The sequence below is a fragment of the uncultured Metabacillus sp. genome (genome assembly GCF_947503125.1).
Taxonomy (GTDB): domain Bacteria; phylum Bacillota; class Bacilli; order Bacillales; family Bacillaceae; genus Metabacillus.
The window spans coordinates 1-13,848 of record NZ_CANNCR010000013.1; the positions used below are offsets into that span (position 1 = coordinate 1).

Sequence of the window (13,848 nt, forward strand, 5' to 3'; positions counted from 1 at the left end):
AGAGTAAGTAATGTTCGAATTACCTGATCTTGATACTTGATAAATTCCATTAAATAAGTTAATAATTGAGGGTACAACTTGTCACATCCTATTTTAGGGTTTTAGTGTTGTGTGGTAACCTCACTATACCTAAAATTCAGGGGGTGGCAAGTTTTTTGCATTTAAAGCCCTTTAAATCAAGGAATTATTAACTTTTTAATATATAAGTTTTGACAATACGGAAAGATATTAAGAGGTGAAATTATGGGATTTTTGGACAAATTATTCGGGGAAAAAACAAATGATGAGGAGTCGAATCAAATGGCAAATGTAAAATTAGCAGTAATTTACTACAGTTCTTCAGGAACAAACTATCAATTAGCGCAATGGGCAGAAGCTGGTGCAAAAGAAGCAGGTGCAGAAGTAAAAGTATTAAAAGTACCTGAGACAGCACCACAATCAGCAATTGAATCAAATCCAGCCTGGAAAGCACATGTAGATGCGACAAGCAATGTCCCTGAAGTGACGTTAAGTGACTTGGAATGGGCAGATGCAATTATCTTTAGTGTACCTACCAGATTTGGAAATATGCCTTCACAAATGAAATCATTTTTAGATACAACAGGAGGCTTATGGTTTAACGGAAAGCTTGTAAACAAAGTAGTAAGCGCGATGTCTTCAGCACAAAACTCTCATGGCGGGCAAGAGGCTACCATTTTATCTTTATATACAACCATGTACCATTGGGGTGCGATTGTAGCAGCACCTGGCTACACTGATCCTGTTACGTTTGGTGCTGGCGGAAATCCATATGGAACAAGTGTAACAGTTGACCAAAACGGAAAAATGGTTGAAAATGTTGAGGCTGCTGTAAAACATCAGGCGAAACGAACAGTAACTATTGCTGAATGGGTGAAAAAGGGAAATCAATAAATAGAGATAGGAAACTATCAAGGGGTCTGTCTCAATGGGACTGATTCCTTTAAATAGCATGTTTGGTTCATAAAAGAGGGGCTAGCCTTTAGGCAGCCCCTTTTTTGGTTTATTAAGAAATTATTCCTTCATGACTATACATTTAAAAACTTCACACAAACAGGATCGGGCACAGTAATATCGGATTGTAGCAATGTTAGCTTGCCTGTATCGGCATCTCTAGAGAATAAGACAAGATTTGAGCTTTCTTGATTAGACGCAACAACGAATTTTCCTGTTGGATCGATTGCGAAGTCACGCGGCCAGCTGCCTTCTGTTGATGTGTATTCAACAAAGGTAAGCTCTCCATTATCTTGATTTACACTGAAGACAGCAATGCTGTCATGACCGCGATTGCCAGCATAAACAAAACGTCCGTCAGAAGAAATATGAATAGCGCTTCCTTGGCTGTTTTCTGTGAAATCAGCTGGGATCGTTGGTACGTATTGCAGCTCAGTAAAAATTCCATTCTCACTATTATAGCTTAACGCAATTACCTCATTACTAAGCTCTGTCATCACATAGGCAAACTTTCCATTAGGATGGAAGGAAATATGTCTTGGACCGCTGCCCGCTTTTACTAATAAGCTGTGCGCCTCCTCCAATTTTCCATTTGAATGTTTGTATGTAATGACTTTATCAATTCCTAAATCAACAGCAACAACATATTTTTCATCAGGAGTAAATCCTGAAAAATGTGTGTGCGGTTTTTCTTGTCGTTCATGCGGGCCATTTCCGTTATGTTCAATAATCGCAGCAGCAGGATTAATGGTGCCGTCTGCATTTACTAAGTAAGATTCAACGGTTCCTTTGTGGTAGTTCGCTGTAACAACTTGACGGTTTTGACTGTCAACACTTACATGGCAAGGTGAAGCACCTTCAAGTACTTGCTGATTCAGCTTTGTTAAATCACCAGTTTCATGGTTTATTGTAAAGGAAGCTACACCTCCATTAGCACCTTCTTTTACAACTGCATAAAGCGTACTGTTATCTTGACTAATGTTTACATAAGTTGGGTTATCCAATTCAGCAACAGCTTTCACCTCTCCAAGCTTGGCATTGTCAGTATCAAGTGTAAAACTGTAAACGCCTTTACTATCTCCTTTTGTGTATGTACCAATATAACCGATTAGTTTTGACAAGATATTTGCTCCTTTCCTATTCGATACCTTTCATTATATCGTTTGTAATAAAAAATCAACAACATTTTCATCTATATTTTATTTCGTAATGCGAATATAATAGTATTAAAATAAAAGCTATGTTAAACCCATTGTTGTTTTTACCACGATGATGCTTTTATTGAAAAAATCCAGAAGTAGGTTTAACAAAGTCTAAATAACAAAAAGGAGAAACAAAGATGCTAAGGCGATTTTTTTCCTATTACATACCACATAAAAAGCTTTTTATCATTGATTTTAGCAGTGCCATCGTTGTAGCAGTTCTGGAACTGGCCTTTCCGCTTGCTGTCCAATGGTTTATTGATTCCCTGCTGCCAAGTGAAAATTGGTCTGCAATCGTATCTGTAAGTATTGGGTTGCTGCTGCTTTATGTTTTATCAACATTCTTACAATTTATCGTCAACTATTGGGGACATATGCTTGGAATTAATATTGAGACAGATATGAGAAGGCAGCTGTTTCAGCATGTTCAGAAGCAATCATTTAAGTTTTTTGATAATACAAAAACCGGAAATATCATGAGCCGAATTACTAATGATCTTATGGATATTGGTGAGCTTGCGCATCATGGGCCTGAAGATTTATTTATATCGTTTATGACGTTTATCGGTGCGTTTTGGATCATGTTTTCGATTAATGCAAAACTGGCATTAGTGGCATTAATCATCTTGCCATTTCTCGGTTGGCTGATCGTCGTTAGCAATTTGAAAATGAATAAAGCCTGGAAGAGAATGTATAGTGAAATTGCTGATGTGAATGCAAGGGTAGAGGATAGTGTTTCAGGTGTACGTGTTGTCCAGTCGTTTACAAATGAGAAGTTTGAAAATAACAGATTTCAGACAAACAATCAAAAATTTCGGAAAGCAAAGCTTGGTGGATATAAGGTCATGTCCTTTAGCCTGTCAGGTATTTACATGATGACTCGTTTTGTAACACTGGCGGTTCTTGTTGTCGGAGCATGGTTAAGCTATAACAATCAGCTTTCCTATGGGGAGCTTGTTGGATTTGTTCTTTATATAAATGTTCTGTTTAAACCAATCGATAAAATTAGTGCATTAATGGAGCTGTATCCAAAAGGAATGGCTGGCTTCAAGCGATTTACAGAGCTGATGGATACGGACCCAGATGTTGTGGATGTAAAGGATGCTGTTGAAGTGGCTGAACTTCGCGGAGATATTGAATTTGACGGTGTGACCTTCGGTTATGATGAGCATAAACGAGTGCTTGAAGGGATTGATCTTTCCATAAAGGCAGGGGAAACGGTTGCATTTGTTGGCCCTTCTGGTGCGGGGAAAACAACTATATGCTCACTTATCCCTCGATTTTATGATGTGGATGAAGGTTCGATTAAAATTGATGGGATCGATATTCGCGATATGTCAAAGCAATCTCTTCGTTCGCAAATTGGCATCGTACAGCAGGATGTGTTTTTATTTACGGGAACATTAAGAGAAAATATTGCCTATGGCAAATTAGATGCGACACAAGAAGAAATAGAAGCAGCAGCAAAACGGGCACATTTAGAGAGTTTTATAGATTCACTTCCATTTGGTTATGAGACACAGATTGGGGAAAGAGGTTTAAAGCTGTCCGGCGGTCAAAAACAAAGAATAGCTATTGCAAGAATGTTCTTAAAAAATCCTCCGATCCTTATCTTGGATGAAGCGACCTCTGCATTGGATACGGAGACAGAATTGATTATTCAAAAGGCATTAACAGAGCTTTCTAAAAACCGTACAACACTCGTGATTGCCCATCGATTGGCTACGATCCGTAATGCAGACCGGATTGTTGTCGTAACCGAAAACGGAATTGCTGAAGAAGGAAAACACGATGATTTAATCGAACAAAATGGTATTTTTGCAAACCTTCATCGCGTGCAATATCAAAGGTAGGAAATGAGTAAGAGGCTGACTCAAAAGGATTACTGACCCCTCCAGCACAATATGTGTTGGAGGGCTATCCCTTTCATTCCGAGACAGCCTCTTTGCTATTCCTTATTTTCAACTTCTTCTACTTCCAGCCAGGTTTGTGACCATTTTTCAATATCCCGTAAGAGCGGTTCTAATGATAACCCTTTCTCGGTTAGAGAATATTCGATGCGAACCGGTGTTTCTGGATAAACTTCCCTTTTAACGATGTTTTGAGTTTCAAGATCCTTTAATCTATCTGAAAGAACTCTCCCTGTAATCCCAATTGCAGCTTCAATTTCTGAAAATCGCTGGGGGCCGTTAAGCAATTGATAAATAACAAGTCCAGTCCATCTCTGGCTTAAAATGCCCATTGCCTTTTCAAACCTTGGACAAATTAGCGATTTATTCATGTAGTATCACTCCTTGTTTAAATGATATTATACCAAATTATTTCAAATAATATAATTGTGAAAGATTATTTAATTACAAAAAGCGATATATTTACAAAAGTATAGTTACTTATTAAATAAGATATATTTTATTCTAAAAAAATTTTTAAAATGAAGAAAAAGGTAACTAGTTTTTTGTTGGAGTTAAATTATAATGAAAAAGTAAAAAATGAAGTTATTAATCTGTTAATCATTTTTTATACATGGTTTCGAAAAGGATATTATTATTCCGATAAATTATTTTCTGAATAACTATGAATATTTATACGTAAATATGTTCAGTTGAGTCATCCTTTATTCGTAAGATACAATTGTGGCATCAGCAAAGGGGGAGAAACAAAATGATGAAAAAGCATATTTCGATTATTGGTGTACCAATGGATTTAGGACAATCAAGGCGAGGGGTAGATATGGGGCCAAGTGCTATGAGGTATGCTGGAGTTATCGAAAGGCTGGAAAAGCTAAATTATGAGATTCATGATAAAGGAGATATAGAGATTGGCAGACCTGGTAAAAATGAAGTGGATTCTGAGGGGAATTTAAAATATTTGGAAGCGGTAACAAAGGCGAGCGAGGAGCTTGCGGCTGCTGTAGATCATGTTGTCGAGGCTGGTTCCTTTCCTCTTATTCTAGGAGGCGATCATAGCATTGCAATCGGGACATTGGCTGGGGTTTCAAGGCATTATCAAAACCTTGGAGTGATCTGGTATGACGCACATGGTGATTTAAATACGGCTGAAACCTCGCCATCGGGGAATATTCATGGAATGCCGTTAGCTGTAAGCTTAGGGCTTGGTCACCCGGCATTAACAGCTATTGCAAACTATTCTCCAAAAGTAAAGCCTGAAAATATTGTCATTATCGGTGCCCGGTCTTTAGATGATGGGGAAAAAGAGTTGATCCGTGAGAAAGGCATCAGAGTGTATACAATGCATGAAATTGACCGACTCGGGATGACAAAAGTGATGGAAGAAACGGTTGCCTATTTAAAGGATAAGACGGACGGCGTTCATCTCTCTTTAGATTTAGATGGGCTTGATCCAAGTGATGCTCCAGGAGTGGGGACACCTGTCATAGGCGGAATTAGTTACCGGGAAAGCCATCTGGCAATGGAGATTTTAGAGGAATCTAAAATCATTACCTCAGCTGAATTTGTAGAGGTGAACCCGATTTTGGATGAAAGAAACAAAACAGCCTCTGTTGCAGTTGCATTAATGGGCTCATTATTAGGAGAAAAATTATTATAATGAGGCTCTTATCAGTGGGAGGTTTACTGCTTGTTTCGTGATTAATAACAATAAGGAGGAGATAGCTGGATGAAGAATAAAACAGTAAGCATTATTACCCAAACAGAAAAATATGGTGCAAATAACTATAATCCGCTTCCAATCGTTATTACCAAAGCAGAAGGTGTCTGGGTAGAGGATCCAGAAGGCACTCGTTACATGGATATGTTAAGTGCTTATTCAGCTGTCAACCAAGGACATCGCCATCCAAAAATCATTCAGGCCCTGAAGGATCAAGCAGATCGGGTAACCCTTACATCAAGAGCATTTCATAATGATCAATTAGGACCATGGTACGAAAAAATTACAACAATAACTAAAAAAGCAATGGCATTGCCAATGAATACAGGAGCTGAAGCAGTTGAAACCGCAATAAAAGCAATGAGACGCTGGGGCTACCAGGTAAAGGGGATTCCTGACAATCAAGCAGAAATTATTGCATGTACAGGCAATTTCCACGGCCGTACGATGGCAGCAGTCTCCCTATCATCTGATCAGGAGTACCGGAAAAACTTTGGCCCTATGCTGCCAGGTATCAAATTGATTCCATATGGAGATATTGATGCTTTAAAAGCAGCCATTACACCGAGTACAGCTGGATTTCTTATTGAACCGATCCAAGGAGAAGCCGGGATTTTGTTGCCGCCGAAAGGATTTTTGAAAGAAGCGTTTGAGTTGTGTAAAAGCAATCATGTTCTCTTTGTTGCAGATGAAATTCAAGCGGGACTTGGCCGTACTGGAAAGATGTTTGCCTGTGATTGGGAAGATGTTGTTCCTGATATGTATATCTTAGGAAAAGCCCTTGGCGGTGGTGTGTTCCCAATCTCTTGTGTGGCAGCAAATCGTGACATTTTAAATGTGTTTAATCCTGGTTCACATGGCTCAACATTTGGGGGAAACCCGCTTGCATGTGCCGTATCGATCGCTGCACTCGACGTTATTGAAGAAGAAAAACTTGTGGAGCGTTCATATAAATTAGGTAAGTTATTATTAAACAACTTAAAAGAAATCAAGAATCCAAAAATAAAAGAGATTAGAGGAAGAGGGTTATTTATTGGTATTGAGCTTACAGAAGCTGCAAGACCATACTGTGAAAAGCTTAAGGAAAACGGGTTATTATGTAAAGAAACACATGATAATGTTATTCGTTTTGCGCCGCCTCTTATCATTACGGAAGAGGAGATAGCTTGGGCATTAGAACGAATTAAACGGGTTTTGGAAGAACCTGAATAATAAAAGAAAACTAAAAAATGATATCCCTTGTTACTATAGAAGACCATACACAAAGTGTGTGGTCTTTTTCCATTGAATAAAGACTTTTAGAACCAGAAGGCCTATTGAATAGATCTATAGAACCATAATTGATTAAACAAAGAGATTTTATTTTAGGTATATATCATTAAAATTGCAAACAACAATTGACTATGATAATCATTATCATTTAAGATGTTCATTGTAAAAGAAAATGAAAATCATTATCAATTGTAAATTTCGAATCATAAAAAAGGAGTGGAACATGATGGAAGCAGTGTTGACGACATCAATGGACAATCAAACATTATTGACTATGCAGGAAATAAGAGAATCAAATGCAAGATCGTATCCAAGAAGATTACCATTGGCCATAAAACGAGCAGAGGGTGTTTATGTAACAGATATGGATGGCAAAATCTATATTGATTGTTTAGCAGGAGCAGGGACGTTAGCTCTTGGCCATAATCATGCCGTAGTCAGGGAAGCAATTGAGGAAGTCCTCGAATCATACTTGCCATTGCACACCCTTGATTTAACAACTCCGGTTAAAGAAGCATTTGTTAACGAGGTGTTTGAAGCACTGCCAAAGTCTTTTGCAGAAAAAGCAAAAATTCAATTCTGCGGTCCTACAGGCGGAGATGCAATCGAAGCAGCGTTAAAGCTGGTAAAAACAGCAACTGGGAATCGGGCGATTTTAGCGTTCCAAGGAGGCTACCATGGATCCACACATGGAACCTTAAGTATTAGCGGAACATTAAGTCCTAAACAAAAGATTCACGCTCTTGTCCCGGATACGCATTTTCTGCCATATCCATATGAATACCGCTGTCCTTTTGGAATTGGAAAGGATGGTCATAAAGTCAGCAGTACATATATTGAGAATTTATTAGATGATCCGGAAAGCGGAATCGTTCGTCCTGCTGGAATTATTGTCGAAGTCGTTCAGGGTGAAGGTGGCTCGATACCCGCACCAATTGAGTGGTTAAAAGAACTGCGCAGGATCACAAAAGAACGAAATATACCTTTAATCATAGATGAGGTCCAAACAGGAATTGGCCGTACTGGAAAAATGTTTGCATTCGAGCATGCGGGAATTGAACCAGATGTCCTTGTTTTATCAAAAGCGATTGGCGGCAGTCTCCCGCTCTCAGTTTTGATCTATGATCGCCGTCTCGATCATTGGGAGCCTGGTGCACATATTGGAACCTTCAGAGGCAATCAAATGGCAATGGCAACAGGGAAAGCAACATTAAAGTATATAAAGGAAAATCAATTACCAAATAAGGTAGATGAAATTGGAGCCTATCTAAAGCAGCAATTGCATTCGATACAAAAGAGTATGTCTTCTATAGGAGAGATTAGAGGGCGCGGCTTGATGCTTGGGATCGAAATCATTAACCCTGCAAAAACAGCCAATCATCTTGGAAGCTACCCGGCATTTCCTGAGCTGGCTAGTAAAATTCAACAAGAATGCTTTAACAGAGGACTCATTTTAGAGGTTGGCGGCAGATTCAGTACAGTGATTCGATTGCTACCGCCGCTAATTATCACAAAGGAGCAAATCGACGATGTCCTGCAGCGGTTCTACGAAGCAATTAAAAGCGCAGAAGACCACTTTGGATTGCGATAGAAGGTGAAGGAAATGAAAAATAAGGTTCGGCAGTGGTTCCTAAATTCCAGCGAGGAAAGTCAGAAGTCGTTTATGGAATTAATGGATAAGACCGTAAAATTACTTATAGAAGAAAATTACAGAGCGACTAATCCGTATTCGGGTGCAACACGAAAAGATATCGAAGCAAGGGTGAAGGAGATAACAAACATTACTGCTGGCGGCCAAGAGACAGATGCAGTAATGAACGAAATCAAAAAGACGGTCGTAAGAAACTCTCTATGGATTTCCAATCCTTCAGCGATGGCACATCTTCATTGTCCGCCGCTTTTACCCTCAATCGCTGCTGAGGTTCTGATAAGCACGTTAAATCAATCAATGGATTCATGGGACCAGAGTCCTTCAGCTACATATGTTGAAGAAGAGGTTCTTCAGTATTTCATCCACAAAATCGGGTATGGGGAGAATGCTGATGGCGTATTTACCAGCGGTGGGACACAGTCTAATTATATGGGACTTTTGCTTGCACGGAACCACGCTTGTCAAAGGCATTTTTCGATAAATGTCGGGGAGCATGGTCTTCCTGTCAACGCAGGCAGATTACGGATTCTTTGTTCAGAGCATGCCCATTTCACTGTCCAGCAATCTGCGGCACAACTGGGACTTGGCATCAACTCAGTCGTCAAGGTTAGAACCACTGAAAATCACCAGATTTGCCTAAAGGATGCCCAAAAAAAGGTGGCTGAATTGCATGAGCAAGATCTTATTCCATTTATGATTGTTGCTACAGCGGGAACGACTGACTTTGGAAGTATCGATAATCTAACGGAGCTAGCAAAGATGGCACATGACAATCATTTATGGCTCCATGTTGACGCAGCTTATGGAGGGGCTTTGCTGTTTTCCCATCAATATCGAGATTTGCTTCATGATTTATCGGAAGCAGATTCCATCACTATTGATTTTCATAAGCTTTATTACCAATCGATTAGCTGTGGGGCATTTTTTGTTAAGGATCGTAAGTATTTTCATCATATTGCCTTTCATGCTGATTACTTAAACCCTGAAGAGGATCGGAAGGACGGCATTATCAACCTTGTTGAGAAAAGCGTACAAACGACAAAACGATTTGATGCGCTAAAGGTCTTAATGACCTTTAAGCTTATTGGAACCGATGTGTTTGGCGAGATGATTGACTCTACTATTCAGCTTGCGAAGGACACTGCTGAGCTATTGCAGTGCAGTTCACAATTTGAGGTCCTGAATGAACCGGTCATAAACGCTGTCCTATTTCGTTATCTTCCTGATCGGCATGTAGAAAATCAGCTCTTTGTTGATGAAGTCAATCTTGAGCTTCAGCGTTATTTTTACGAAAGCGGCAAGCTGATCATGGCTAAAACAAGGCAAAATGGCAAAGTATATTTGAAATTTACGATGTTGAATCCATTAAATACACTCCGCAACATGGAGATTCAGATTGAAAACATAAAAAAGATAGGTGACATCATAACAGAAAAGAAAGGAGAGAGAAGCAATGAATATTCCGTTCATTTCTAATCATCTTACCATGCAAAATCTGATTAATTGTTACATAAAGGAAACGGATAAAGGTGTGCTGAAGGAGGCTGCAGACATCACTTTTCCTTTAGCTGACCCGGAATGCAAGCATGTATTTGTGATTCCCTTGAAAAGTCAGTCAGTTACATTATACGTGCCCGTTCGCTATTACTCTATTACAGGACGGCATTTATTTTCACCATTTATGTATTATCAATGGAAAATGGATAATGTTAAGCAGCTGGATTACTTAACATTAGTTATCTATTTGCAAAAGGATTTAGCTGAAGCAGCTGAAAAGCCTGTTGATTCCGAAGAGCTAATATTACGAACGATCTTAAGCTATCAAAATATGAAGGGCATCCTTTTACACCGTAATGAGGATTATGAGGAATGCTATCAAGCTGAAAAGAATTTTTTGCAAGCTGAACAGTCCCTTTTAATTGGGCATCAAGTTCATCCAACCCCGAAAAGCAGGCAAGGAATTGATGATGAGGAGGAGCATATCTTTGCTCCTGAACGAAAAGGATCGTTTAAGCTACATTATTTTCAGGCAGTAAATGACATTGTGGAAGAGGACTCGATCCTTTCCAAAACAGCTACAGCTCTTATCAAGGAAGAATTAAAGAAAGATCCTTTTGTTTCTGGATCTTTTAAAGAGAAGTATTGCCAAGAGGATGGCTATTCCTTGATCCCTGTTCATCCTTTACAGGCAAGAAAGCTATTGGGAAAAGAAGCGGTTTGTGAGCTAATTCAAGCCGGCAAGCTAACCTATCTTGGTCCACATGGCAGAAGCTATTACCCTACGTCATCGGTGCGTACTGTTTACCATCAAGATGCTGACTATATGTATAAGTTTTCGATACCAGTGAAAATCACCAATTCACTGCGGATCAATAAACGAAAAGAGCTTGATCGCGGAGTGGAGGTTAGCCGTATATTAGGGCTGGTGCTTAAGGATAAACTAACAGCTCTTCATCCTAACTTTCAAATTGTTCAAGATCCTGCTTATATCACAGTTAAGCTTGACACAGAAGAATCCGGCTTTGAAGTGGTCATTCGTGAAAATCCATTTCAGCAGAACGAGGGAGCAAGAACAACTTTGCTTGCCGGTTTATGTCAGGACCATATAAATGGAGGTTTATCCCATCTTGCAAACCTTATTCATGGTTTAGCTGATAAGGAGCAAAAAGCAGTCACAGATGTGTGTGAAGAATGGTTTCGCCGCTATTTAACCATTAGTCTGCGTCCGCTTTATTGGATGTATGCTACATATGGAATTGCCCTTGAAGCACATCAGCAAAATTCACTTGTAACATTCGATGAAAAGGGGTACCCAGCAGCATTTTACTACCGGGATAACCAGGGCTATTATTTCATGGAATCAAAAGCAGAGGAATTAAGAAAGGTGCTCCCGGACTTAAATGAAAAGAGCAACACCATATGTGCTGACAATGTTGCAGAAGAACGTTTTCGCTATTATTTCTTTTTTAACCACTTATTCGGGCTCATTAATGCGTTTGGCGTCAATCGTTTGATTGATGAAGATCGTTTATTGCAACTGCTCAAGGATGAATTACATGATTTGCAGAAAGATTATGGCGATTCGACGAATTTATTGAACTCTTTAGTAAACGAGGAAACCTTGCCGTGCAAAGCCAATCTGTTGACTAGAATTCATGATATGGACGAACTTGTCGGCTCCCTTGAAACACAATCTGTATACACTAGGGTGCACAATCCGTTATTCAATATTGTAGGTGAGTTGCATGGTGTCTAAACTAACAGCAAAACCGGCATACCCATTTAAGCATGATGATCCTATTTCTAAAACGACGATTTCTTTTCGTCATGTAAGCTATAAGAAGGATGTCACCTTACTGCATTCATGGATGCATGAAAAGCATGTCATACCCTATTGGAAGCTGAATATTTCGTTAGAAGCATATAAGCTCCATTTACAAAATTTTTTGAATGATCATCATCAAACTCTATTGATCGGCGAGATTAATGGAGTACCTGTCAGTTATTGGGAGTCGTATTGGGTGGAAGGAGATATCATGGAAACATGTTATCAGTTTGAACCATTTGACCAGGGTATTCATCTGCTCATTGGAAATAAGGACTATCTGGGGAAAGGGTTTATTTATCCTTTGCTGCTAACGATTTTATTTCATAAATTTCAAGTTTCACAAACAAATAAAGTAATAGCAGAACCGGATATTCGTAATGAAAAAATGATTCATGTCTTTAAAAAATGCGGTTTTATCCCAATAAAGGAGGTAGAGCTTCCTGATAAAACAGGGCTATTGATGTTCTGTGAACGAGAAAATTTTGAAAGGAGATGGGCCGATTGGCAGCAAAACAAATTTTAGATGTCATTGGCGTAGGGATCGGTCCTTTTAATCTTGGATTAGCGGCATTGCTTGAAAAAACGCAATGTAAAGCAATGTTTTTTGATAAAAAACCGCGATTTGATTGGCATCCAGGCATGCTGATTGAAGGGACGACTTTACAAGTGCCATTTATGGCTGATGCGGTCACGATGGTTAACCCAACGAGCCGATTTAGCTACTTAAATTATTTGCATGAGCATAAGCGTTTATATCAGTTTTATTTTTTAGAAAGATTCCATATCCCGCGCAATGAGTACAATCATTATTGCCAGTGGGTTGCTGAACAGCTGTCGCAGCTTCAGTTTGATCATGAGGTAGAAATGATTGAAAAAACTGACGAAGGTCATTATCGGGTGACGGTCCATTCTGTGAGTCAAGGTGTTAAAAAAATACATAATACAAAGCATATTGTTATAGGCATTGGTACGAAACCGTATATACCTGAAAAATTTTCCGAATTTAGTGACCGCATTTTTCATTCTTCACATTATTTAACAAGACGTAAAGATGCCCTGCAAGCTAAGTCAGTGACCATTATTGGTTCGGGACAGAGTGCTGCGGAAATATTTTATGATTTACTCTCAAGACAGCCTGATCATGACTATCGATTGTCATGGTATACAAGGTCAAAAGGGTTTTATCCAATGGAGTATTCTAAGCTGGGATTAGAGCACTTCTCACCGGATTATACAAAATATTTTTACCATTTGCCTGCAGAAAAGAAGAGAGCTGTTCTTAAAAATCAGGCATTGCTTTATAAAGGGATTAGCTTTTCAACCATTGCTGATATTTATGATCTATTGTATGAAAGATCGATTGGCGCTAGTAAACCAAACGTACATCTGCAGGCGTTAACTGAGCTTGTTGCAATCGAAGAGTGGGAGGATATTTTGCGTCTATCACTCTATCAGATTGAACAAGAAGCAGCCAAGCAAACAGAGAGTGATATTGTCATCCTTGCTACAGGGTATCAGCCGTATATACCTAAATGTTTAAAAGGGATTGAGGATTTGCTGGAATGGGATGATAATGGACAATTAATGGTCGAAGAAGACTATAAGCTTCAGACGAAGAATAGCAACGGTAATCATGTTTTTGTTCAGAACGGTGAGCTTCATACACATGGTGTTGGTGCACCAGATTTAGGGATGGGCGCATTCCGAAGTGCAAAAATCATCAATCAGCTTGCTGGAAAAACCGTGTATAAAACCTATCAGCATAATGTATTTCAGCAATTTGGAATGTAGCTAAT

11 protein-coding genes are annotated in these 13,848 nt (G+C 39.1%); 9 read left to right on the plus strand and 2 right to left on the minus strand.

Features of this window, described 5'->3' with window-relative positions; translation table 11 throughout:
- Positions 1 to 243: 243 nt before the first annotated feature.
- On the plus strand, positions 244 to 912 hold the full coding sequence (wrbA, locus tag Q1B07_RS11140; protein WP_299089437.1) for an NAD(P)H:quinone oxidoreductase: 669 nt from the start codon (positions 244 to 246) through the stop codon (positions 910 to 912).
- 134 nt (positions 913 to 1,046) lie between these two features.
- Here the strand turns inward: wrbA and Q1B07_RS11145 are convergent, their stop codons facing one another.
- Complete coding sequence (locus Q1B07_RS11145; protein ID WP_299089434.1) at positions 1,047 to 2,093, minus strand: lactonase family protein; 1,047 nt, start codon at positions 2,091 to 2,093, stop codon at positions 1,047 to 1,049.
- A 218-nt stretch (positions 2,094 to 2,311) separates the two neighbouring features.
- Between Q1B07_RS11145 and Q1B07_RS11150 the strand changes: the two genes are divergently transcribed.
- On the plus strand, positions 2,312 to 4,027 hold the full coding sequence (locus Q1B07_RS11150) for an ABC transporter ATP-binding protein (RefSeq protein WP_299089433.1): 1,716 nt from the start codon (positions 2,312 to 2,314) through the stop codon (positions 4,025 to 4,027).
- Between the two features lie 95 nt (positions 4,028 to 4,122).
- Here the strand turns inward: Q1B07_RS11150 and Q1B07_RS11155 are convergent, their stop codons facing one another.
- A complete protein-coding gene (locus Q1B07_RS11155) occupies positions 4,123 to 4,455 on the minus strand; it encodes a helix-turn-helix domain-containing protein (RefSeq protein WP_299089432.1) in 333 nt (110 codons plus the stop codon).
- A gap of 383 nt (positions 4,456 to 4,838) precedes the next feature.
- On the opposite strand from Q1B07_RS11155, the gene rocF reads away from it, so the two are divergent.
- The 7 genes from rocF to Q1B07_RS11190 all read left to right on the plus strand — a co-directional run bounded on the left by rocF (position 4,839) and on the right by Q1B07_RS11190 (position 13,843).
- Positions 4,839 to 5,741: an arginase gene (rocF, locus tag Q1B07_RS11160; RefSeq protein WP_299089441.1), complete on the plus strand. Its 903-nt coding sequence runs from the start codon at positions 4,839 to 4,841 to the stop codon at positions 5,739 to 5,741.
- Positions 5,742 to 5,810: 69 nt separating this feature from the next.
- A complete protein-coding gene (locus tag Q1B07_RS11165; RefSeq protein WP_299089431.1) occupies positions 5,811 to 7,013 on the plus strand; it encodes an ornithine--oxo-acid transaminase in 1,203 nt (400 codons plus the stop codon).
- Between the two features lie 286 nt (positions 7,014 to 7,299).
- The gene (locus Q1B07_RS11170) at positions 7,300 to 8,664 is read left to right on the plus strand and encodes an aspartate aminotransferase family protein (RefSeq protein ID WP_299089430.1); all 1,365 of its coding nucleotides are present in this window, start codon (positions 7,300 to 7,302) and stop codon (positions 8,662 to 8,664) included.
- Positions 8,665 to 8,676: 12 nt separating this feature from the next.
- Complete coding sequence (locus tag Q1B07_RS11175; RefSeq protein WP_299089429.1) at positions 8,677 to 10,200, plus strand: aspartate aminotransferase family protein; 1,524 nt, start codon at positions 8,677 to 8,679, stop codon at positions 10,198 to 10,200.
- Positions 10,178 to 11,980: an IucA/IucC family siderophore biosynthesis protein gene (locus Q1B07_RS11180; protein ID WP_299089428.1), complete on the plus strand. Its 1,803-nt coding sequence runs from the start codon at positions 10,178 to 10,180 to the stop codon at positions 11,978 to 11,980. The genes Q1B07_RS11175 and Q1B07_RS11180 overlap by 23 nt, the downstream gene beginning before the upstream one ends.
- Complete coding sequence (locus Q1B07_RS11185; RefSeq protein ID WP_299089427.1) at positions 11,970 to 12,575, plus strand: GNAT family N-acetyltransferase; 606 nt, start codon at positions 11,970 to 11,972, stop codon at positions 12,573 to 12,575. Before Q1B07_RS11180 ends, Q1B07_RS11185 begins: the two co-directional genes overlap by 11 nt.
- Entirely contained in the window at positions 12,545 to 13,843 is a 1,299-nt protein-coding gene (locus tag Q1B07_RS11190) for a lysine N(6)-hydroxylase/L-ornithine N(5)-oxygenase family protein (RefSeq protein WP_299089425.1), read from the plus strand. Before Q1B07_RS11185 ends, Q1B07_RS11190 begins: the two co-directional genes overlap by 31 nt.
- Positions 13,844 to 13,848: the final 5 nt, after the last annotated feature.